The 23957-nt window shown below is 30.1% G+C and carries 21 protein-coding genes; 11 read left to right on the top strand and 10 right to left on the bottom strand.

Annotated features, from left to right (window positions below):
* Nucleotides 1-33 precede the first annotated feature (33 nt).
* Entirely contained in the window at nucleotides 34-1008 is a 975-nt protein-coding gene (locus Q4586_RS05490; protein ID WP_303527114.1) for a YheT family hydrolase, read from the bottom strand.
* Nucleotides 1009-1109: 101 nt separating this feature from the next.
* Between Q4586_RS05490 and Q4586_RS05485 the strand changes: the two genes are divergently transcribed.
* Nucleotides 1110-1844, top strand: a complete 735-nt coding sequence (locus Q4586_RS05485; protein ID WP_303527112.1) for a CDP-alcohol phosphatidyltransferase family protein — start codon at nucleotides 1110-1112, stop codon at nucleotides 1842-1844.
* A 72-nt stretch (nucleotides 1845-1916) separates the two neighbouring features.
* Here the strand turns inward: Q4586_RS05485 and lptB are convergent, their stop codons facing one another.
* The 4 genes from lptB to Q4586_RS05465 all read right to left on the bottom strand — a co-directional run bounded on the left by lptB (nucleotide 1917) and on the right by Q4586_RS05465 (nucleotide 4844).
* Entirely contained in the window at nucleotides 1917-2651 is a 735-nt protein-coding gene (gene lptB, locus Q4586_RS05480) for an LPS export ABC transporter ATP-binding protein (protein WP_068705822.1), read from the bottom strand.
* A 73-nt stretch (nucleotides 2652-2724) separates the two neighbouring features.
* A complete protein-coding gene (locus Q4586_RS05475; RefSeq protein ID WP_068705823.1) occupies nucleotides 2725-3075 on the bottom strand; it encodes a carboxymuconolactone decarboxylase family protein in 351 nt (116 codons plus the stop codon).
* Nucleotides 3050-3874 carry a twin-arginine translocase subunit TatC gene (gene tatC / locus Q4586_RS05470; RefSeq protein ID WP_303527102.1) on the bottom strand — a complete coding sequence of 275 codons (825 nt, stop codon included), beginning with the start codon at nucleotides 3872-3874 and terminating at the stop codon, nucleotides 3050-3052. Before tatC ends, Q4586_RS05475 begins: the two co-directional genes overlap by 26 nt.
* A 1-nt stretch (nucleotide 3875) precedes the next feature.
* On the bottom strand, nucleotides 3876-4844 hold the full coding sequence (locus Q4586_RS05465; protein WP_303527099.1) for a KpsF/GutQ family sugar-phosphate isomerase: 969 nt from the start codon (nucleotides 4842-4844) through the stop codon (nucleotides 3876-3878).
* Between the two features lie 144 nt (nucleotides 4845-4988).
* Here Q4586_RS05465 and Q4586_RS05460 point away from each other — a divergent pair, with 144 nt between their 5' ends.
* Complete coding sequence (locus tag Q4586_RS05460) at nucleotides 4989-7187, top strand: RecQ family ATP-dependent DNA helicase (RefSeq protein WP_068705829.1); 2199 nt, start codon at nucleotides 4989-4991, stop codon at nucleotides 7185-7187.
* 569 nt (nucleotides 7188-7756) lie between these two features.
* Here Q4586_RS05460 and Q4586_RS05455 read toward each other — a convergent pair.
* From Q4586_RS05455 to porX, 4 genes are read right to left on the bottom strand one after another with little or no spacing between them, the layout of a single operon-like run.
* On the bottom strand, nucleotides 7757-8128 hold the full coding sequence (locus tag Q4586_RS05455) for a DUF4258 domain-containing protein (protein WP_068705831.1): 372 nt from the start codon (nucleotides 8126-8128) through the stop codon (nucleotides 7757-7759).
* Between the two features lie 39 nt (nucleotides 8129-8167).
* The gene (locus Q4586_RS05450) at nucleotides 8168-9364 is read right to left on the bottom strand and encodes an alanine dehydrogenase (RefSeq protein ID WP_271405067.1); all 1197 of its coding nucleotides are present in this window, start codon (nucleotides 9362-9364) and stop codon (nucleotides 8168-8170) included.
* Between the two features lie 6 nt (nucleotides 9365-9370).
* Nucleotides 9371-9784 carry a tRNA (adenosine(37)-N6)-threonylcarbamoyltransferase complex ATPase subunit type 1 TsaE gene (gene tsaE / locus Q4586_RS05445; RefSeq protein ID WP_068705835.1) on the bottom strand — a complete coding sequence of 138 codons (414 nt, stop codon included), beginning with the start codon at nucleotides 9782-9784 and terminating at the stop codon, nucleotides 9371-9373.
* A 39-nt stretch (nucleotides 9785-9823) separates the two neighbouring features.
* Nucleotides 9824-11371, bottom strand: a complete 1548-nt coding sequence (gene porX / locus Q4586_RS05440; protein ID WP_303527089.1) for a T9SS response regulator signal transducer PorX — start codon at nucleotides 11369-11371, stop codon at nucleotides 9824-9826.
* A gap of 150 nt (nucleotides 11372-11521) precedes the next feature.
* Here porX and Q4586_RS05435 point away from each other — a divergent pair, with 150 nt between their 5' ends.
* The 9 genes from Q4586_RS05435 to fabG all read left to right on the top strand — a co-directional run bounded on the left by Q4586_RS05435 (nucleotide 11522) and on the right by fabG (nucleotide 22456).
* On the top strand, nucleotides 11522-12748 hold the full coding sequence (locus Q4586_RS05435; RefSeq protein WP_303527087.1) for an HD domain-containing protein: 1227 nt from the start codon (nucleotides 11522-11524) through the stop codon (nucleotides 12746-12748).
* Between the two features lie 67 nt (nucleotides 12749-12815).
* A complete protein-coding gene (gene lpxD, locus Q4586_RS05430) occupies nucleotides 12816-13856 on the top strand; it encodes a UDP-3-O-(3-hydroxymyristoyl)glucosamine N-acyltransferase (RefSeq protein WP_068705841.1) in 1041 nt (346 codons plus the stop codon).
* Nucleotides 13849-15240: a bifunctional UDP-3-O-[3-hydroxymyristoyl] N-acetylglucosamine deacetylase/3-hydroxyacyl-ACP dehydratase gene (locus Q4586_RS05425; RefSeq protein ID WP_303527082.1), complete on the top strand. Its 1392-nt coding sequence runs from the start codon at nucleotides 13849-13851 to the stop codon at nucleotides 15238-15240. The genes lpxD and Q4586_RS05425 overlap by 8 nt, the downstream gene beginning before the upstream one ends.
* Nucleotides 15241-15242: 2 nt before the next feature.
* Complete coding sequence (gene lpxA / locus Q4586_RS05420; RefSeq protein ID WP_068705845.1) at nucleotides 15243-16028, top strand: acyl-ACP--UDP-N-acetylglucosamine O-acyltransferase; 786 nt, start codon at nucleotides 15243-15245, stop codon at nucleotides 16026-16028.
* A gap of 52 nt (nucleotides 16029-16080) precedes the next feature.
* On the top strand, nucleotides 16081-16647 hold the full coding sequence (gene efp, locus Q4586_RS05415; protein WP_068705847.1) for an elongation factor P: 567 nt from the start codon (nucleotides 16081-16083) through the stop codon (nucleotides 16645-16647).
* 36 nt (nucleotides 16648-16683) lie between these two features.
* Nucleotides 16684-17610, top strand: coding sequence for a UDP-3-O-(3-hydroxymyristoyl)glucosamine N-acyltransferase (locus tag Q4586_RS05410; protein WP_303527073.1), 927 nt, complete (start codon nucleotides 16684-16686; stop codon nucleotides 17608-17610).
* 65 nt (nucleotides 17611-17675) lie between these two features.
* Nucleotides 17676-18548, top strand: a complete 873-nt coding sequence (sucD, locus tag Q4586_RS05405) for a succinate--CoA ligase subunit alpha (RefSeq protein WP_068705851.1) — start codon at nucleotides 17676-17678, stop codon at nucleotides 18546-18548.
* Nucleotides 18549-18647: 99 nt separating this feature from the next.
* The gene (locus tag Q4586_RS05400; RefSeq protein ID WP_068705853.1) at nucleotides 18648-21617 is read left to right on the top strand and encodes a M16 family metallopeptidase; all 2970 of its coding nucleotides are present in this window, start codon (nucleotides 18648-18650) and stop codon (nucleotides 21615-21617) included.
* Between the two features lie 92 nt (nucleotides 21618-21709).
* Nucleotides 21710-22456 (top strand): 3-oxoacyl-[acyl-carrier-protein] reductase, encoded by a 747-nt coding sequence (fabG, locus tag Q4586_RS05395; protein ID WP_068705855.1) that lies wholly within the window; start codon nucleotides 21710-21712, stop codon nucleotides 22454-22456.
* Between the two features lie 79 nt (nucleotides 22457-22535).
* On the opposite strand, the gene fahA is transcribed toward fabG, so the two are convergent.
* Nucleotides 22536-23816, bottom strand: coding sequence for a fumarylacetoacetase (fahA, locus tag Q4586_RS05390; RefSeq protein WP_303527476.1), 1281 nt, complete (start codon nucleotides 23814-23816; stop codon nucleotides 22536-22538).
* Nucleotides 23817-23957 lie beyond the last annotated feature (141 nt).

Here is a 23957-nt window from a genome sequence, read left to right as displayed (position 1 = left end):
TTTATAATGTATAAATGCTTTCAAATATCATAATTAAGAATGATTTAAAATATTTTCTTTTATAAAATGTGTAATATTTTTTTCTATCCATTTTTCTTGATCACTAAATGAACTTATAAAGCCAACGTGACCACCATAATTTGGAGTTAATAAATGAAATTTTGAAGAGTTTTCAGCTTCATCAAAAGGATAACATTCCTTTGATAAAAAACTATCATCTAATGAATTTATGAGTAATGTGGGTGCTTTTATTTTTGGTATATAAGGTTTAGAGCTTGCTTTTTGCCAATAATCTTCTGAGTTTTTAAAACCAAATACAGGAACGGTATATTGTTTTTCTAAATGACGAAATTTTGTAGCTTTAAATAACAGTTCTTTGTTTAAATTAAAATCAGGGAATTTATCTGCTTTTTCAAGCATTTTAAGTTTGATAGATTTTATAAATTCATTCAAATAAATTTTATTTTTTAGTTTTATTAGTTCTGCTTGCGAACTTGTTAAATCAATAGGAACAGAAATAGCAATTCCGCCTTTAACTTGGGTAGGAATATCATTGTATTCACCTAAGTATTTTAACGTTAAATTTCCTCCTAAGCTAAAACCGACAATGATAATATTTTTATAATTGTAATTAGCAATAAGATGTTTAATAATAAAATGAACATCATCTGTTTTGCCGCTATGATAGGTTTTTAAAAGTAAATTGTCTTCACCACTACAACTGCGTAAATTCATAGAAACGGTGTCAAATCCATCTTTATTTAAATAATTAGATGTTGAAATCATATAATTAGAGTTCGCGCTGCCTTCTAAACCATGTATCAATAAAACTAAAGAACTTGATCCTACTATTGAAAAATCTAAATCGATAAAATCAGCATCCCAAGTTGTAATTCTTTTGCGTTTATAATTAATAGTATCTTTCATAAATAAAGGACGATACATTGTATTAAAATGCGCATTTTTAAAGGGTAAACTAGGATTAAAATCCGAAGCAAGAATAGGCATGTTTTTTAGTTTATATCAAGTGTAAACAAATATGATAAAAAAAAAGTAAAAGCTAAAACTGATAAAAGGATTTCTTATTTTCGCTGTAAATATTGAAACTGATGAAAAAACATATTCCAAATTTATTAACACTAGGAAATTTATTATGTGGTACCATAGCCACTATTTTTGCTATTAAAGGAGATTTTGTAGGAACCGCTATTTTAGTAATAACAGGAATTGTTTTTGATTTTTTTGATGGTTTTGCAGCAAGAATGTTAAATGTTCAAGGAGAATTAGGAAAACAATTAGATAGTTTAGCAGATATGGTAACCAGCGGGGTAGTGCCTGGTATTGTAATGTTGCAGTTATTAATAAGTGCTTTAAATGTTGATGCCGCAAGTTATTTTGGAATCGATATGTACGGTGCAACTGGGAGTAATTTACCTTATATTGGTTTGTTGCTAACTTTAGGTGCTTGTTATAGATTAGCTAATTTTAATATTGATACACGTCAGTCAGATTCTTTTATAGGTATTCCAACACCAGCAATGACTTTGTTTGTAATTTCGTTACCGCTAATTATTGAATTTTCAAAGCAATCATTTTTTATTGATTTAATAAATAATCAATATTTTTTAATAGCGATTACGTTTATCTTAACTTTTTTAATGAATGCTGAAGTACCATTGTTTGCCTTAAAGTTTAAAACTTTTGGAGTTAAAGAAAATGCGTTAAAATATATTTTTTTAGCGTTATCTGTGGTGTTATTAGTGTTTTTAAAATTTGTAGCTGTACCTTTAATAATAGTATTATATGTAATAATGTCGGTAATTAATAATTTAAAAAAAGCATAAATTGTATTTTAAATCATATAAAAAAAGGAGCTGAAAAGCTCCTTTTTTTATATGATTTAAAAGTAAAGTTCGTTAAAATTTCTTCTTTTTTAACTCAAAATCTTTACCTAAATATACTCTACGTACAGTTTCGTCATCAGCTAATTCTTCTGGGGTTCCTTCTTTTAAAAAACCTCCATTGTACATCAAATAAGTTCTGTCAGTAATCGCTAAGGTTGCTTGCACATCATGATCGGTAATTAAAATACCGATATTTTTTGTTTTTAGTTTGGCTACAATTCCCTGAATATCTTCAACAGCAATAGGATCAACTCCTGCAAAAGGTTCATCTAATAGAATAAATTTAGGGTCTGAAGCTAAACAACGAGCAATTTCAGTTCTACGGCGCTCACCTCCAGAAAGTAAATCTCCACGGTTTTTACGAACATGACCTAAACTAAATTCATCAATTAATTCTTCTAAACGTTGCTTTCTTTCAGATTTAGATCTGTTAGTAAACTCTAAAACCGACATGATGTTATCTTCAACAGAAAGTTTTCTAAATACGGATGCTTCTTGGGCTAAATACCCAATACCTTTTTGAGCACGTTTGTACATGGCGTCATCGGTAATTTCTTCATCATCTAAAAAAATACGTCCTGCATTTGGTTTTATCATCCCAACAATCATGTAAAAAGAGGTTGTTTTACCAGCTCCGTTAGGGCCTAATAAACCAATGATTTCTCCTTGTTCTACTTCTAAAGAGATTCCTTTTACAACCTTTCTGCTACCGTAAACTTTTTGAATATTATCTGCTCTTAATTTCATTGATATTGCTTTTTTTTAATAAATAGCGATACTAAATTACAGAAAAACTATAAACTTATAGCTTAATGATTTGTTAACTATTTTCTTCTTCAAGAGCTTCCCAATACTCAACAGCACGACGTAAATGAGGAATCATAATTGTACCTCCAACAAGTGTGGCAATGCTCATAGTTTCCATCATTTCTTCTTTAGTTACTCCGTTTTTATGAGAACTTTCTAAATGGTATGCAATACAATCATCACAACGTAAAACTGCAGAGGCAACTAAACCTAACAATTCTTTTGTTTTGGTAGGCAAATGACCTTCTTTAAAGGCATTGGTATCTAAATTAAAAATACGTTTGATAATTTTATTATCACCTGCTAAAATTTTATCATTCATTTTAGCTCGGTAGTCGTTAAACTCTTGGACTTTTTGAGACATTTTTTTTATTTTGTTTTTTTAAGACATATTGTGATACATAAATACTTATTTCATAAAGTATCATTATGGGTACCGAAACAATTACTTGACTAGCAACGTCTGGTGGTGTTATTATTGCTGATAATACTAAAACAATAACTAAGGCGTGTTTACGATACTTTCGTAAAAACTCAGGAGTTATTAAACCTATTTTGGTTAAGAAAAATATAATTACAGGCAGTTCAAAAAAAACAGCAACACCTATTAATGTGTTGGTAATTAAACTAATATAAGCTTCTAACTTAAAGTTGTTTTCAATAGCATCAGAAATTTCAAAATTATAAAAGAAATAAACCGACATTGGTAAAATAATGTAATAGCTAAATAATATTCCTAAAAAGAAAAGAGAAGAAGAGGTAAAAATAAAACCTTTTGATTTTTTTCTTTCAGAATCGTGTAAACCAGGAGCTAAAAATCGCCAAAATTCCCATAATATATAAGGGAAAGCAACTACGAAACCAAGAATTAATGAAGACCATATTCCTGTCATTAATTGCTGTGTAGGGTTTAAAGCTTGTAATGTTTGTTTAAAATTGATGTTACAAAAACTACTATCAATACCAACAGCTGTAAATACTTTACAAAAAAACTGATAAGTAGCAAAATCTGGTTTTAAATGCGCTAATAGAATTTCATTAAAAACAAAGTTAATATTAGCAAAAATAAGGATAGCAACAATAAAAATTGCAGCAAAGCTTCTTACTAAATGCCATCTTAGTTCTTCAAGATGGTCTAAAAAGGACATTTCTTTTTCAGCCATTTTAAAATATACCTTCTTTAATTAAATCATGCAAATGCACAACACCAACGTAATTATTATCATTATCGGTAACTAAAATTTGAGTAATACTACTATTTTCAAGCGTATCTAAAGCTTCAACAGCCATCGCTTCAACATGTATAGTTTTAGGGGTTTTACTCATAATGTCATTGGCTGTTAACTCATCAATTTTAGTTGTTTTACTAAGCATTCTACGTATATCACCATCGGTAATAATTCCAACAATTTTAGAGTCTTCAACAACAGCAGTTACCCCAAGTCTTTTTTCAGAAATTTCAACAATAACTTGTGTTACTTTGTCTGTGCTATTAACTTTTGGTAATTGGTTGTTTTTAATTAAATCAGCCACTCGTAAGTATAATCGTTTACCTAAAGCACCACCAGGGTGATATTTAGCAAAATCACTACTTGTAAATCCTCGAAGGTCTAATAAACAAACCGCCAAAGCATCACCTAAAACTAATTGTGCTGTTGTACTTGTGGTTGGGGCTAAATTATTAGGACAGGCTTCTTTTTCAACAAAAGAGTTTAATAAAAAATCGGCATTTTTTCCTAAAAAAGAATCAGGATTACCGGTAATAGCAATAATTTTATTCTTTGAACTTTTAATTAAGGGAACCAGCACTTTAATTTCAGGAGTATTTCCACTTTTTGAAATACAAATAACGATATCGTTGTTTTGTACATTACCTAAATCGCCATGTATGGCATCTGCAGCATGCATAAAAACAGCAGGTGTACCAGTAGAATTAAAAGTAGCTACCATTTTGTTAGCAATGTTAGCACTTTTACCAATTCCGGTAACAATAACACGACCTTTTGAGTTGAAAATAAAATTTACAGCTTCAACAAACGAACTATTTAATAAATTTGCTAAATTAGCAATAGCATTACTTTCTAAAAGTATGGTTTCTTTTGCTGTTGAGAGAATTGCATTTGCGTCTTTCAAGTTAAAAAAGTTTTAAGTAATTTTTAAAATGTAAAAATAGGAATATTTAAGAAGAAAAACTTTTTAATAAAAATAAAATTTACCTGAGTTAGTGTAAAGTTTTTTTGTAAATTAGTTTGCATTTTTAATTTTTGATATTAGAAGATGAATATAGAGCAGTCTGAGTTATATGGATCATTGAAAAAAATATTTGGTTTTAACCAATTTAAGGGTCTACAAGAAGAAGTTGTAAAAAGCATTTTAAACAACGAAAACACGTTTGTAATAATGCCAACAGGGGGTGGTAAATCGCTTTGTTACCAATTACCTGCATTAATGAAAGAGGGTACTGCAATTGTTGTATCACCATTAATAGCATTAATGAAAAATCAGGTAGATGCCATTAGAGGAATATCTGAAGAGCATGGTATTGCGCATGTTTTAAACTCATCATTAAACAAGTCAGAAGTTGCTCAGGTAAAGTCTGATATTGAAGAAGGAATAACAAAACTGTTATATGTAGCGCCAGAATCATTAATAAAAGAGGAGTATGCTGAGTTTTTAAGAAAGCAAACTATTTCTTTTGTTGCCATTGATGAAGCACACTGTATTTCTGAATGGGGACATGATTTTAGACCCGAATACCGTAATTTAAGAAATATAATCAAACAAATTGATAATGTACCTATTATTGGTTTAACGGCTACTGCTACTGAAAAAGTGCAAGAAGATATCTTGAAAACTTTAGGAATGAGTGATGCCAACGTATTTAAAGCATCCTTTAATAGAGCAAACTTGTTTTATGAAGTTCGTCCAAAAACAAAAGAAATAGAAAAAGATATCATTCGTTTTATAAAACAACGAATAGGTAAAACAGGAATTATTTACTGTTTAAGTAGAAAAAAAGTAGAAGAAATAGCACAGGTTTTACAAGTAAATGGTATAAATGCACTTCCGTATCATGCAGGATTGGATGCTAAAAAACGCGCAAAACATCAAGATATGTTTTTGATGGAAGATTGCGATGTTATTGTAGCAACCATTGCTTTTGGTATGGGAATTGACAAGCCAGATGTACGCTATGTAATTCATCATGATATTCCTAAAAGTTTAGAAAGTTATTATCAAGAAACAGGTAGGGCTGGTCGTGATGGAGGAGAAGGGTATTGCTTAACTTTTTACTCATATAAAGATATTGAGAAGCTTGAAAAATTTATGGCAAACAAACCTGTTGCAGAGCAAGAGGTTGGTCACGCACTTTTACAAGAAGTAGTTGGATATGCCGAAACATCAATGAATAGACGTAAATATTTGTTGCATTATTTTGGAGAAGAATTTGATGAAATAAATGGAGATGGTGCAGATATGGATGATAATATGAAAAATCCTAAAAAGCAGCATCAAGCAAAAGAAGAGGTTAAAACATTATTATCTGTAATTAGAGATACTAATGAAATGTATAAACCTAAAGAAGTTGTAAATACTATTATAGGTAAAGAAAATGCACTTTTAAAATCTCACAAAACAACAAGTCAGCCTTTTTTCGGTGTAGGTAAAGATAAAGATAATCATTACTGGATGGCGTTGATCCGTCAAATATTAGTAGTTGATTTTATCAAAAAAGAAATTGAGCAATATGGAGTTTTAAAGCTAACCAATAAAGGAAAGGAATTTATAGAAAATCCTACTTCTTTTATGATGACTGAAAATCATGTTTATGCAACAGATGATGACGGAACAATAATAACGACAGAAAAATCAAAAGGAGGTGGAGTAGATACTAAATTAGTAGCAATGCTAAAAGATTTACGTAAAAGTGTAGGTAAGCGTTTAGGTGTACCGCCTTTTGCAGTGTTTCAAGACCCGTCGTTAGATGATATGGCACTAAAATATCCAGTGAATTTAGAAGAATTATCAAAAGTTCACGGTGTAGGAGAAGGAAAATCTAAAAAATTTGGTAAAGATTTTGTAAAGCTGATAACCAATTATGTAGCTGAAAATGATATTGTACGACCAGATGATTTAATTGTTAAAAGTACAGGTGTAAATTCTGGATTAAAATTATATATAATTCAAAATACAGATAGAAAACTGCCTTTAGAAGACATCGCAAAATCAAAAGGATTAGAAATGTCTGAACTGATTAAAGAGATGGAAGCAATTGTGTTTTCGGGTACGAAATTAAATATTGATTATGCTGTTGAAGATTTGTTAGATGAAGATCAGCAAGAAGAAATACATGATTATTTTATGGAGTCTGAAACAGACAAAATTCAAGAAGCTTTAGATGAATTTGATGGGGACTATGATGATGACGAATTACGATTGATGCGTATTAAATTTACCAGTGAAATCGCCAATTAAATGGACGAAAAAATTACAAATTACATACCAAAAAATGATTAATGGACGCAAGAGTAACCCTCTTGCGTTCTGTTTTATTAGGATTAAAATTAGAAGAGGCTATTAAATGGAAAGCACCTGTTTATGTAAATAAAGAGAAAATATAGTAGGTTTATCTGCTTTTAAAAATTATTGTGGCTTGTAGTTTTTTCAAGGTTCTTTTTTTAGTTGATGATAAAAATTGTAGCAAAATGCTCAAGAAGGAAAAACAAAAGCAATGCGATAATGGCGATTTTATAATTTGAAAGATATTAATATGTTTTAGAAGCTATTAAAAATTCAGAAGAAGGAAAAGCGTTAAAACCTAAAAAAAATATCGAGCCAATAGAACTTCCAGAAGAATTACAAATTAAATTTGACAGTAACAAAAAATTAAGAGAAAGTTTTAATCAGTTTACTTTAAATAAAAATAGCATACACAAATTATATATTTGAAGCAAAAAGAACAACAGCCAAACAAAAAAGATTAGAAAAAAATTATTCCGATGAATTTTAAATGGAGTTGGACTTTATGATAAGTATAAAAACTGTTAATTAATTGTAATTGTATTAATTGTAGCAGTTGAATCGCATCGAGTTATATATAAAACAATATGATTTAAACTATCTTTACCTGTAATAAAATACTCTGGACAAGGTTTTATACGCGGTTTACTTTTACTAAAATTAACATCTCCATTGTTTAAAATAGTAGATATAGTAGCAGAATCAATAGCTGTAGTTGCCATTACTTGTTTTGCTTTATCAGTAAATAAACGTTTTTTAATGCGAATTGTTTTTAACGTTCTGGCATCCATTCCATAATCAAAAGAAACATCTTTACCTTTCCATATAAAAAGTACAATTATAGCTCCGAAGCCTAATCCAATTGCATAATATCCAAAACGTTTTAATAATTGCATAATAATTTTTTAAGATTGCAAAAGTAAGTAAAAAACCTATTATAATATTAATAAATTAATATCATTATAAGGTAAATCAAACCAATCAGCAACCGTTTTATTGGTTAAAATACCATGGTAAAAATACATTCCGTTGCGTAAACTTTTATCAAAACGTGCTGCGTTTTCAAATCCACCTTCTTCAGCAATATTTAATAAGTATGGGGTAAAAATATTACTGATAGATACTGAAGCAGTTCGTGCGTATTTAGACGGTATGTTTGGTACACAGTAATGGATTACGCCATGCTGTGTAAAAGTAGGTTTACTGTGTGTAGTTATTTTTGAAGTTTCAAAACATCCACCACGATCAATACTAACATCAACAATAACGGCGCCGTCTTTCATTTGTTCAATCATAGTTTCAGTAACAATTACAGGTGAACGATCTTTACCTCTAATGGCTCCAATAACAACATCACAACGCATTAACGCTTTTGCTAATGTTTTAGGTTGTATTGTTGATGTGTAAATTGGTGATTGTACACAGTGTTGTAGTTTTCGTAATTTGGTAATAGAATTATCAAAAACTTTTACACGAGCACCTAAACCTATTGCAGATCGTGTAGCAAATTCACCTACGGTACCTGCGCCTAAAACAACAATGTCAGTTGGCGGAACACCACCAATATTACCTAATAGTAAACCATTACCTCCGTTTGAGGTTGTCATTAATTCGGCAGCAATATGCATAGATGCAATACCAGCAATTTCACTTAATGATTTTACGATTGGATATACGCCATGTTCATCTTTTATATAGTCAAAAGCAATGGCTGTAATTCTTTTTTTAGCTAAGGCTTCAAAGTATTTTTTACTTTGTGTTTTTAATTGTAATGCAGATATTAAAACCGTTTGTGGATTTAACATTTTAATTTCATCTAACGATGGTGGCTCAACCTTTAAAACAACATTACATCCAAAAGCTTCTTTAGTGTCATAGGTTATTTTTGCCCCTGCATCAGCGTATTCTTTATCACTGTATTTTGCGCCATTACCAGCTCCGGTTTCTATAACTACTCGATGGCCGTTTGCTATTAACGCAGAAACAGCATCGGGAGATAAACTGATGCGTTTTTCTTCAAAATGTGTTTCTTTGGGTAAACCTATAAATAATTCACCTTTCTGCCTTTTTATTTCAAGCATTTCGGGTTGTGGCATTAATTGCTCTTTGGTAAAAGGTGAAGTTATGCTCATTAATTGTTATTTGATTGTTAGTTGAATATTACGCTGTTCGTTATCTAAAAGACTAATTTTTACAACAACAGCATCTAAAGGTAATAAATTTTTAACGTTTTCGGGCCACTCAATAAAACACCAATTATTGCTGTATAAATAATCTTCAACCCCCATATCGTAAGCTTCTTCTTCGTTTTCTATGCGATAAAAATCAAAATGATATACAGTATCATTATTGCTTGTTTGATATTCGTTAACTAAAGAAAAAGTAGGTGAGTGGGCTACATCTTTAACACCTAAAACGTTACAAAGTTCCTTTATTAAAGTTGTTTTTCCTACGCCCATATCTCCATAAAAAAGTAATATTTTTTGTGGAGCATTTTTTAAAACATCTTTAGCTATTTGGGTTAATTCGTTTAAAGAATAATTTTTGTTCATAACTACAAAAATAGGTTTCTTAATTAAAATATCAAATAACTATTTTGGTTCATATATGGCACAAGGAATAATTACTTCTTCTAAGGATATTCCACCATGTTGATAGGTGTTTTTATAATATTTAACAAAGTGATTATAGTTGTTTGGATAAGCAAAAAACAAATCTTCTTTAGCAAAAATAAAAGGGCTATTGATACCGATGCTAGGTAAAAAAATATCTTTTGGATTTTTAACAGCATACACGTCTTTATCATCAAAACTTAAACTCCTTCCTGTTTTGTATCGTAAATTAGCGCTTATATTTTTGTCACCAATTACTTTTGTTGGGTTTTTAGCGTTTATTGTACCATGGTCGGTGGTTATGATTAATTTTTGACCTAATTTTTGAGCTTTTTGAATAATTTCATATAAAGGAGAGTTTTTAAACCAGCTAACCGATAAAGATCTATAAGCTTTATCATCGCCAGCAAGTTCTTTTATAACTTCCATTTCGGTTTTAGCATGCGATAACATGTCTACAAAATTGTAAACAACGACGGTTAAATCATTTTGCTTTGTACCATTGTAATTATCTGCCAATTCTTTTCCGCTTTTAAGCGATACAATTTTATAATACTCGTGTTTAATATTTAATTTTAATCTTTGTATTTGTGCTTCTAAAAAATCGGCTTCAAACAAATTTTTACCACCTTCATCGGTATCATTTTTCCAAAAACTAGGGTGTTTTTTTTCCATTTCAGATGGCATCAATCCTGAAAATATGGCGTTACGAGCATATTGAGTAGCCGTAGGTAGTATACTATAATAGGAGTGTTCTTCTTCTTTTTTGTAATAATTATTTATAAAAGGTTCTAATACACGATATTGATCATATCGAAGATTGTCGATAACCACCAATAAAACACCTTGATTTTTAGAAAGCGTTGGTACTACATAGTTTTTAAATAATGTATGAGAAAAGGTAGGTTTATCATCAGCGGTAAGCCATTTTTGATAGTTTTTTTTGATGAATTTAAAAAAGTGAGCATTTGCTTCCGATTTTTGAGATTCTAAAATCTCTAACATTCCAGTATCATTTATGTTTTCAAGCTCAAGTTCCCAATGGACTAATTTTTTATAAAGATTAACCCACTCTTTGTAAGAGTTTACCATAGCTAAATCCATCGATATCTTTCGGAATTCTTGTTGATAATTAGCCGTTGTTTTTGCTGAAATTAAGCGTGAATGATCTAAGTTTTTCTTTAAGCTTAATAATATTTGATTTGGGTTTACTGGCTTTATTAAATAATCTGCAATTTTAGATCCAATAGCCTCTTCCATAATATACTCTTCTTCACTTTTAGTAATCATTACCACAGGAAGGTTCGCGTTTTTTTGTTTAATAGCTGCCAAGGTTTCTAACCCAGTAATTCCGGGCATATTTTCATCTAAAAAAACAATATCAAAATTTTGCTCATCAACAAAATCTATTGCATCAGCTCCGTTTGTAGATGTAGTTACTAAGTAATTTTTCTTTTCTAAAAATAAAATATGTGGTTTTAATAAATCTATTTCATCATCAACCCAAAGTATATGTATGTTTTTCATGTAATTTTAGTGTGTTTACAATAAAAATAACGCTCAAAAATTAATTTGTTGTGTTTTTAAAAGCTAAAAATACGTTAATAAAGCTTTTGTTAATTTGGTTTTGTTGATAAATTATGATTCTTTTGTTTAAAATTGAAGTATTTATACATTTTGAACAATCAAAAAACGAATAAATTAAAAATTATAAACGACCCTATATACGGGTTTATATCTATTCCAAATTCTTTAATATTTGATATTATTGAGCATCCCTATTTTCAGCGGTTACGAAGAGTCTCACAAATGGGATTGTCAAATATGGTATATCCTGGTGCAAATCACACACGTTTTCATCATGCAATTGGCTGTATGCACTTAATGCAAAAGGCAGTATATGTTTTAAGAAATAAAAATGTTATTATTTCTGATGATGAAGCAAATGCTGTATACTTAGCTATTTTATTACATGATATAGGACATGGTGCTTTTTCGCATGCATTAGAACACAGTATTGTAAATGGAGTTTCGCATGAAGAAATTTCGTTAAAATTTATGCGTGCTTTAAATGAAGAGTTTAATGGTCAGTTAAGTTTAGCTATTCAAATTTTTGAAGGGAAATATCATAGAGAATTTTTATATCAGTTAATATCAAGTCAATTAGATATTGATCGATTAGATTATTTAAAAAGAGATAGTTTTTATACAGGTGTTGCTGAAGGTAATATTTCGTCGGATCGTTTAATTGCAATGATGAATGTAGTAAATGACGAATTGGTTATTGAGCAAAAAGGAATTTATTCTGTCGAAAAATTTATTATAGCACGTCGTTTAATGTATTGGCAAGTATATTTACATAAAACAGGTTTAGTAGCCGAAAATACTTTGGTTAATGTTTTAAAAAGAGCCAAGGAATTAGCAACAAAAGGTATTGATTTACCGGCAGGAAGAGCTTTGAGGTATTTTTTGTACAATCCTATTTCAAAAGATAATTTTACAAACGATACATTAAAAATATTTTCTGAATTAGATGATTATGATGTTATGTCAGCAATAAAAGAGTGGATACATCATAAAGATTTTATTTTATCTTCTTTATCCAAAATGATTATTCATAGAAATTTATTAAAAATTGAAATGCAAGATGAACCTTTTAAAGAAAGTTATAAAAAAACAATTTATAAAGCAGTTTTAGAAAATAATATAATTAAAAAAGAAGATTTAAATTACTTTGTACTATCAAATAAAATAAAACATCAAGCATACAATACTAATAAACCAATAAAAATATATACAAAAAAAGGTAAGCTAAGAGATATAGCAAAAGCATCAGATCAATTAAACTTAAAAGCTTTATCAAAACCAGTGGTAAAATATTACTTATGTTATCCTAAAAAATAAAATTACTTTAATTGTTAAACAATTCTAATAAGAGGTAATTAAACAAAAATAATTACTTTTGCATTTAATGAAATTTACAACAAAACAAATAGCAGAAATTCTTGAAGGAGAAATTATAGGGAATCCTGAAGCAGAAGTGTCTAAGCTTTCTAAAATAGAAGAAGGTGAAAAAGGCTCTTTGACTTTTTTATCTAATCCTAAGTATAATCCATATATTTATTCTACAAAAGCTACTGTAGTTATTGTAAATAGTGATTTTGAGCTAGAAAAAGAAACCGAAACAACGCTAATAAAAGTTAAAGATGCTTATGAAGCATTTTCTAAATTATTAGCTTTTTATAATGAAGTTAAAAATAACAAACAAGGAAGAGAAAATCCTCATTTTATAGCTAAAACAGCTTTAATTGGAAGCAATGAATATATTGGTGCATTTAGTTATATCGGAGAGAATGTTGTACTAGGTAAAAATGTAAAAATTTATCCGAATTCATATATTGGTGATAACACGAAAATAGGAGATAATACTACAATTTATGCAGGGGTAAAAATATATTCTGAAACTGAAATAGGAACAAATTGTAAAATTCATTCAGGAAGCATTATTGGTTCAGATGGATTTGGTTTTGCACCTACTGAAAGTGGTATATATAAAACGATACCTCAAATAGGAAATGTTATTATAGAAGATAATGTTGACATTGGAGCAAATTCGACAATAGACAGAGCTACATTAGGATCAACAATTATAAAAGAAGGTGTAAAACTAGACAATCAAATACAGGTTGCTCACAATGTAGAAATAGGAAAAAACACAGTAATAGCCTCACAAACAGGTATTGCAGGTTCGGCAAAAGTAGGAGAAAGCTGTATGATTGGCGGGCAAGTAGGTATAGTAGGTCATATTACTATAGGTAATAATGTTAGAATACAAGCACAATCAGGTATTGCTAAAAGCATAAAAGATAATGATGTAGTTCAAGGAACACCAGCTTTTGGTTATGGTGATTATAGTAAATCATACGTTTACTTTAAAAATTTACCAAAACTAGCATCAACAATACATAAAATTGAAAAAGAGTTAAATGCTCAAAAAATAAAAAATGAGTAAGCAACAAAAAACAATACAAAACGAAATTACATTATCAGGTGTAGGATTACATACAGGTAATGAAGTAACAATGGTATTTAAACCAGCTCCAGTAAATCACGGATTTGCATTTGTAAGAGTTGATTTAGAAGGAGCACCAATAATTCAAGCAAAAGCTGAATTTGTAACCGATACAGAAAGGGGGACTAATTTAGAAAATAAAGGCGTTCAAATACAAACATCAGAGCATGTTTTAGCAGCAGCGGTAGGATTAGAAATAGACAATTTAATTATTGAAATTAACGCTTCTGAACCACCAATAATGGACGGTTCATCAAAGTTTTTTATAAAAGCGTTAGAAGAGGCAATAATTGTAACACAAGACGCTCCTGTTGAAGAATACGTTGTAAAAGAAATTATTTCATATAAAGATGAAGTAACAGGAAGTGAAATTATTTTAATGCCTGCTGATGAATATCAAATAACCACTATGGTTGATTTTGGAACTAAAATTTTAGGAACCCAAAATGCTACATTAAATAAAATTTCTGAATTTAAAGAACATTTTTCTGCAGCAAGAACTTTTAGCTTTTTGCATGAAATAGAAATGTTATTAGAACATAACTTAATTAAAGGAGGAGATTTAAATAATGCAATTGTATATGTAGATAAAGAATTATCAGAAAGTACAACTGAAAAATTAAAAAAAGCTTTTAATAAAGATGATATAAAAATTAAATCTAACGGAATTTTAGATAATTTAGAACTACACTGGGCCAATGAAGCTGCACGACATAAATTATTAGATGTTATTGGTGATCTAGCATTAGTGGGTACGCGTATAAAAGGTAAAGTTATTGCAAACAAACCTGGGCATGCGATAAATACATCATTTGCAAAAAAATTAGCTAAAATAATAAAGTTAGAAAAACGAAATAATGTACCACAATATGATTTGAATCTTCCTCCATTAATGGATATTCATCAAATCATGGATGTGCTTCCACACCGACCACCATTCTTATTAATTGATCGAATTATTGAGCTATCTGATAAACATGTAGTGGGAATGAAAAATGTAACAATGAATGAAAATTTTTTTGTAGGTCATTTTCCAGGAGCTCCAGTAATGCCAGGAGTATTACAAGTAGAAGCAATGGCACAATGTGGTGGGGTTTTAGTACTAAATACAGTACCTGACCCAGAAAATTATTTAACTTATTTTATGAAAATGGATAAAGTTAAATTTAAGCAAAAAGTACTACCAGGTGATACTTTAACCTTTAAATGTGAGTTAATTACCCCAATAAGAAGAGGTATTTGTCATATGCAAGCATATACATATGCAAACGGTAAAATAGTTGCTGAAGCCGAATTAATGGCACAAATATCAAAAGTAAAATAAATATGAATCAACCACTAGCATACGTACACCCTCAAGCAAAAATAGCTAGAAATGTGGTGATAGAACCTTTCACAACCATACACTCTAATGTAGAAATAGGTTCAGGAACGTGGATTGGGTCTAATGTAACAATTATGGAAGGTGCTCGTATAGGTAAAAATTGTAGAATTTTTCCAGGAGCAGTGATTTCAGCAATTCCACAAGACCTAAAATTTAATGATGAGGAAACTACTGTTGTTATTGGTGATAATGTTACAATAAGAGAATGCGTTACCATTAATAGAGGAACTTCGGATAGAATGAAAACAGTTATTGGTAACAACTGCTTAATAATGGCATATTGCCACATAGCACACGATTGTTTTGTTGGTGATAATTGTATATTTTCTAATAATACCACTTTAGCAGGACATGTAACTGTAGGCGATAATGTAGTGTTAGCAGGTATGGTAGCAGTACATCAATTTGCATCAGTAGGTAATCATGCTTTTGTAACAGGTGGGTCTTTAGTGCGTAAAGATGTTCCTCCGTATGTAAAAGCAGCACGTGAACCTTTATCATATGTAGGGATTAACTCAGTAGGATTACGTAGAAGAGGTTATACGACAGAAAAAATTAGAGAAATTCAAGATATATTTAGAATTTTATTTCAACAGAATTACAATAATTCACAAGCAATAGATATTATTGAAGCAGAAATGGAGGCAACTTCAGAACGTGATGAAATTATTCAGTTTATAAAAGACTCACATCGTGGTATTATGAAAGGATATTTTAAATCAAATTAAACATAAAAATTAAATAGTTGATTGTTTATCAACAAAATATAAAAATTATAAAATGGCTACAACATCAGATATTAAAAACGGACTATGCATGAGATATAACAACGATATTTATAAAGTTGTTGAATTTTTGCATGTTAAACCAGGAAAAGGACCTGCTTTTGTAAGAACAAAATTAAAAAGTGTAACCAACGGTAAAGTTGTTGATAATACTTTTCCTTCAGGAAGAAAAATTGATGATGTTAGAGTTGAAACACACAAGTTTCAATATTTATATAGAGAAGGCGAAACATTTCACTTTATGAATCAAGTTGATTATTCTCAAATTACTTTAGAAAAAAGTGCTTTAGATGCACCTGATTTAATGAAAGAAGGAGAAGTAGTTACCATTATTATTAACTCTGAAGATGAAATGCCCTTATCTGTTGATATGCCAGCGAGTGTAATTTTAGAAGTTACACATACCGAACCAGGTGTAAAAGGTAATACAGCAACTAATGCAACAAAACCGGCAACTGTTGAAACTGGTGCTCGTGTAAATGTACCTTTATTTATTAATGAGGGAGATAAAATTAAGATAGAAACTACAAAAGGAACCTATCAAGAACGTATTAAAGAATAAAACGATTCCCGCTTTAGCGGGAATTTCTTTTTAAAAATGAAATTTAAAGAAATACAAACTTTAGAGCAAATAGCAAATTTATTAAAAGTAACATTTGTTGGAGATAAAAATTTTCCAATTAAAGGGATTAATGAAATTCATGTTGTAGAATCAGGAGATATTGTTTTTGTCGATCACCCAAAATATTACGAAAAAGCATTAAATTCTGCAGCAACAACAATATTAATAAACAAAGAAGTTGATTGCCCAGATGGGAAATCATTATTAATATCAGATGACCCTTTTCGTGATTTCAATAAAATAACAACACATTTTAACCCCTTTATAGCATCAAAAGAAAGTATATCTGAAAACGCCATTATTGGAGAAAGAACCATTATTCAGCCGAATGTTTTTATAGGTAACGATGTTCAAATCGGAAAAAACTGTGTAATTCACCCTAACGTTACTATTTATAGTAATACAATTATAGGTAATAATGTTACCATTCATGCGAATACAGTATTAGGAGGAGATGCATTTTATTATAAAAATAGGCCTACAGGATTTGATAAATTAATATCAGGAGGTAGGGTAGTTTTAGAAGATAATGTAGATTTAGGAGCTTCTTGTACTATTGATAAAGGAGTTACCGGAGATACAACTATTGGAGCAGGAACTAAAATAGACAACCAAGTACATGTTGGGCATGATACAATTATCGGTAAAAAATGCTTGATAGCATCACAAACAGGTATTGCAGGGTGTGTTATAATTGAAGATGAAGTAACTATTTGGGGGCAAGTAGGTACCAATAGCGGAATTACCATTGGTAAAGGAGCTGTAATACTTGGTCAAACTGGAGTTACAAAATCGGTTGAAGGAGGTAAATCGTACTTCGGAACACCAGTTTCAGAATCAAGAAATAAGCTAAAAGAATTGGCTGAAATAAAACGATTAATAAAACAACAAAAAAAGAAATAAAAGTTTCACAAATCAATTACAAAAAACTATTTTTGTGAAGCTTAAATTTAAATAAAAATATACCAATGAGTGTTTTAGTAAATAAAGATTCAAAAATTATAGTTCAAGGATTTACAGGTAGTGAAGGTACTTTTCACGCTGGTCAAATGATCGATTACGGTACAAATGTCGTAGGAGGTGTAACACCAGGTAAAGGAGGTCAAGAGCATTTAGGTAAGCCAGTTTTTAATACAGTTGATGAGGCTGTACAAAAAGTAGGAGCAGATACTTCTATTATATTTGTACCACCAGCTTTTGCTGCTGATGCTATTATGGAATCTGCTGAGGCAGGAATTAAAGTAATTATTTGTATTACTGAAGGAATTCCTACAGCTGATATGGTTAAAGTAAAATCATACATTGATCAATTAGATTGTACTCTAGTTGGACCTAACTGTCCAGGAGTTATTACACCAGACGAAGCTAAAGTTGGTATTATGCCAGGGTTTATCTTCAAAAAAGGAAAAGTAGGTATTGTTTCTAAATCAGGTACTTTAACTTATGAAGCTGCTGATCAAGTTGTAAAACAAGGTTTCGGTATAACAACTGCAATCGGTATTGGAGGAGATCCAATTATTGGAACTACAACAAAAGAAGCTGTTGAGTTATTAATGAATGATGATGAAACTGAAGCAATCGTTATGATTGGTGAAATTGGAGGTAATTTAGAAGCAGAAGCTGCTCGTTGGATAAAAGCTGATGGTAACCGTAAACCAGTAGTTGGTTTTATAGCAGGTCAAACTGCACCAGCTGGTAGAACAATGGGACATGCCGGAGCTATTGTAGGTGGTGATGATGATACCGCTCAAGCAAAAATGAAAATTTTAGCAGAAAATGGAGTTCACGTTGTTGAATCTCCTGCAAAAATTGGTGAAATGGTTGCAAAAGTTTTAGCATAGTTTTATAAAAACTGTTAAAATATCATAATATATTATTTTTTAATCCGTTGAATTTGTAAATTCAACGGATTTTTACATTTAATAAAAAAACAAATTTACATGAAAACAATCAAAATGCTATTTATTAGCATGGTACTTATATCAATAGTAGGGTGTAAGCAAACAAACTCTTTAGAGAAAGAAATAAAAACCGAAAAGCAATCTGATGCTAATGGTTATAATTATGAAACGGTTACAAACGACCCAACAGGTTTACGTTTGTATACATTAGACAATGGTTTAAAAGTATACTTAAGTAAAAATACTGATGAACCTAAAATTCAAACCTATATAGCTGTTCGCGCAGGTTCAAATTATGATCCAAAAGAATCAACAGGTTTGGCACACTATTTAGAGCATATGGTGTTTAAAGGAACTCACAAAATTGGTACTGCTGATTGGGAAAAAGAAAAAGCTTATTTAGATAAGATTTCTGATTTGTATGAACAACATAGAGCTGAAACAGATACTATTAAAAAATTAGCATTGTATAAAGAAATTGATAAAGTTTCTTTAGAAGCATCTAATTATTCAATTGCAAATGAATATGACAAAATGATCAGTTCATTAGGTGCAACAGGTACAAACGCACATACTTGGTTTGAAGAAACGGTATATAAAAACAAAATACCAACAAACGAATTAGATAAGTGGCTGAATGTTGAAGCAGAGCGTTTTAGTACGTTAGTATTACGTTTATTTCACACGGAATTAGAAGCTGTTTTTGAAGAGTTTAATAGAGGACAGGATAATGACGGAAGAAAACGTTATGCAGCAATGTTAAAAGATTTATTTCCTAATCACCCTTATGGACAACAATCAACAATTGGTATAGCAGCACATTTAAAAAACCCTTCGATGATAGATATTCATAACTATTTTGATAAATATTATGTACCAAATAATATGGCAATCGTTTTAGTTGGTGATTTAGATTTTGATGCAACTATTAAAAAAGTAAATGATACTTTTGGTAAGTTTGAAAAGAAAGAATTAACACACCCAACATTACCAAAAGAAGAACCAATAACTAGCCCAGTTATTAATGAGGTTTTTGGACCAACTTCTGAATCAATCTCTATTGCTTACCGTTCAGGTGGTGTAAATACTAAAGATGAAAAGTTTGTAACACTTTGTGATATGATTATGGCTAATGGTAATGCAGGTTTAATCGATTTAAATTTAAATCAAAAACAAGCAGTACAATATGCAGGATGTTCACCAACATTTTTAAATGATTATGGCTACCACTCTTTTACAGGAGCACCAAAATCTGGTCAAACTTTAGATGAAGTTAAAGATTTATTATTAGCGCAAGTTGAAAAGTTAAAAAAAGGTGAGTTTGACGAATGGATGATTGATGCGGTTGTAAATGACTTAAAATTAAGCCAAACGCGTCAGTATGAAAATAATACGGCTTTAGCATCTGCTTACTTTAATGCATTTATTCACCATGAAAATTGGGCAGATAAAGTAAAGTTCTTAGATGATTTAAAGAAAATTACTAAACAAGAATTAGTAGATTTTGCAAATAAATTTTACCAAAATAATTACGTTGTAACATATAAACGTAAAGGAGCTGATAAAAATATAGTAAAAGTATCTAACCCTGGTATTACTCCAGTAAATTTAAATAGAGGAAAAACTTCAGCATATGTTACTGAATTTAATAAAATTAAATCAGCACCTTTACAGCCTCAGTTTGTAGATTATAAAACTGCTATTAAAGAAACTAAAACAGCTAATGGGATTAAAGTTTCTTATGTAGAAAATGAAAAAAATGATTTATTTGATATGAATATCATTTTTGATATGGGAAGTGATAATGATAAAAAATTATCGTTAGCAGCTGGGTATTTAGAATACCTTGGTACTGAAAAATATACTGCTGAAGAGTTAAAGAAAGAGTTTTATAAATTAGGAATTTCTTATTATGTAAGTACAGGAAACGACAAAACATATGTAGGATTAAATGGGTTAAAAGAAAATTTACCCAAAGGATTAGAGTTATTAGAGCATTTATGGGATAATGCAAAAGCAGATTCTGAAGCTTATGATAAATATGTAGCTAAAATTCAGAAAGGACGTGAAAATGGAAAAACTCAAAAAGGAAATATCTTATTTGGTGGTTTAATGAACTATGGTAAATATGGAGAAAACTCTAGGTTAAGAGATATCATGCAAATTGATGAGTTAAAAGCCATAAATCCTGAAGAATTAGTAGCTATAGTTAAAGACATGAAAAACTATAAACAGCGAGTTTTTTATTATGGTAAAGATGTAAATACAGCTGTGGCATCATTAAATAAAAGTCATAAATTATATGGTGAATTAAAAGAATATCCACCTGCAAAAGAATACAAAGAAACAGAAACTGGTGGAAATGTATTTTTTACAAATTATGATATGGTGCAAACTGAAATGATGTTTTTAGCTAAAGGAGAGCCTTTTAAAGCAGAAAACTTAGCAGCATCAACCTTATTTAATACGTATTTTGGTAGTGGATTATCATCAATCGTTTTTCAAGAAATTAGAGAATCTAAATCATTAGCATACTCTGCATTTGCCTCATATAGTAATGCTTCTAAAAAAGGAGACTCAAATTATGTTATGGCTTATGTAGGTACGCAGGCTAATAAATTAGAGCAAGCTGTTGATGCTATGATGGATTTAATGAACAACATGCCAGAAGCAGAAAAGCAATTTAATGCAGCAAAAGAATCTACATTAAAAAAATTAGCAGCGCAACGTATTACTAAATCTAATATTTTTTGGACTTATGAAGGTTTAAAGAAAAGAGGTATTGATAATGATCATAGAGAAGCGATGTACAATACTATCAAAAACATGAAAATGGAAGATTTAAAAGCATTTTTTGATAAAAATGTAAAAGGGGAATCTTACAATGTTATGGTTATTGGTAATAAAAAGGATTTAAATGTTGAATCTTTAAAAAAGTTAGGTAAAATTAAAGAGCTAGATATAGATTATTTGTTTAATTATGTAAATGAAAAAAAGATTAAATCTTAATAAAATAAATTAGAACTATTTAAAATCCTGCTAAAGACTATTCTTTAGCAGGATTTTTATTTTTATATTTGACCTATCAAAACAACTAGGTAATGAAATTATTAGAAAATAAAACAGCTATTATAACCGGAGCTTCTAGAGGAATCGGAAGAGGAATAGCTTTAGAGTTTGCAAAACAAGGAGCAAATATTGCTTTTACATACAGTTCATCTGTAGAAGCTGCAACTGCTTTAGAAAATGAATTAATAGCTTTAGGAGTAAAAGCAAAAGGATATCAATCTAACGCAGCAGATTTTGATGCAGCACAAGAATTAGCTAAAGAAGTACATGCAGAATTTGGTAGTATTGATGTATTAATTAACAATGCAGGTATTACCAAAGATAATTTATTGATGCGTATTTCTGAAGATGATTTTGATAAAGTTATTGAAGTTAATTTAAAATCGGTTTTCAATTTAACAAAAGCTGTTATTCGCCCAATGATGAAACAACGTAAAGGGTCAATTATAAACATGAGTTCTGTTGTTGGATTAAAAGGAAATGCAGGTCAGGCTAATTATGCAGCTTCAAAAGCAGGAATTTTAGGTTTTTCAAAATCTGTAGCTTTAGAATTAGGTTCTCGTAATATTAGAAGTAACGTAGTTGCTCCTGGATTTATTGAAACTGAAATGACTGCAAAGTTAGATGAAAAAGTAGTAGAAGGATGGAGAAATGAAATTCCTTTAAAAAGAGGAGGTACTCCAGAAGATATTGCAAACGCTTGTGTATTTTTAGCTTCTGATATGAGTGCTTATATTACAGGTCAAACTTTGTCTGTTGATGGAGGAATGTTAACTTAAGATATACATATTAAAACAAAAAAGCAGCAATTTTAAATTGCTGCTTTTTTTATAAAAATAATTTTGAATAGATGTTTTGTTATTCAATAGCAGGTAAAATTTTACCAGTACATTCTCCAAATCCGATACGAACTTGATCGTTTTGAGAATAACCACGCATAATAACTGTATCGTGGTCGTTGATAAACTTACGTTCAGAACCATCATTCATTTTTATAGGATTTTGTCCTCTCCAAGTTAATTCTAACATCGAACCAAAACTGTCTTTTGTAGGTCCAGAAATAGTACCAGATCCCATCATATCTCCAGCATTTACAGGACATCCATTTACGGTATGATGTGCTAATTGCTGCGCCATCGTCCAATACATATACTTAAAGTTCGAGTTACAAACTATAGTTTCTTCTTTACCTTCTGGTTGAATTGCCATTTGTAAGTTAATATCTAAACTATCTTTACCTTCTTTTTTCAAATATGGCAAAGGTTCATGTACTTGTTTTGGATTATCAACTCTAAAAGGCTCTAAAGCATCTAAAGTTACAATCCAAGGAGAAATTGTTGAAGCGAAATTTTTACCTAAAAAAGGTCCTAAAGGCACATATTCCCAAGCTTGTATATCACGAGCAGACCAATCATTAAATAAAACCAACCCAAAAATATATTCATCAGCATCTTCAATCGGAATTCTATCTCCTAAATCATTTGCAACCGTTGTAATAAAAGCCATTTCTAATTCAAAATCTAATAATTTTGAAGGACCAAAGTTAGGAGTTGTACTTCCTTCACTAGGGCGTTGTTGCCCAACAGGACGACGAATTGGTGTCCCTGAAGGAATAATAGAAGAGCTTCTACCATGGTATCCAATAGGTATGTGTAACCAGTTTGGTAACAATGCATTTTCTGGATCACGGAATAATGAACCTACATTGGTTGCATGCTCTTTACTCGCATAAAAATCGGTATAATCACCAACAGAAACAGGAAGTTGCATTTCAACTTCATCCATTCTAAAAATTATTTTGTCTTTATGTTCAGCATTGTCTCGTAATTTACCATTGGTAACATCAAAAACATCGGCAATTCTATTACGTACTAAACGCCAAGTTTTACGTCCATCAGCAATAAAATCATTTAAGGTATCTTGTAAAAAAATATCATCTGTTAACGGAATGCCATCAAAGTACCCTAATTGGTGTAAAGCTCCTAAATCAATAGCAAAATCACCAATTCTTGTACCAATTGTTATAATATCATCTTTCGTAATAAATACTCCAAAAGGAATATTTTGTATCGGAAAATCAGAGTTTTTATCAACAGTTAACCAAGATTTTCTATTAGGATTATTTGCAGTTATTTTCATTAAAGTTGTAGTGTTTAATTTTAAACTCAAACCTACATATTTTTTTCAATTAAAACCAATATGAAACTGAAAAAAAATAATTTTTATAAAAAAAGTAAGCAAGTTAATTTATGTTTAAAATTAGATAACAATTGCTTAAAA

Origin of the sequence: Tenacibaculum soleae (assembly GCF_030549005.1) — a bacterium.
Taxonomy (GTDB): Bacteria; Bacteroidota; Bacteroidia; order Flavobacteriales; family Flavobacteriaceae; genus Polaribacter; species Polaribacter soleae.
Note: the sequence above shows the minus strand (reverse complement) of the source record. Positions and strands in the feature narration are given on the sequence as shown.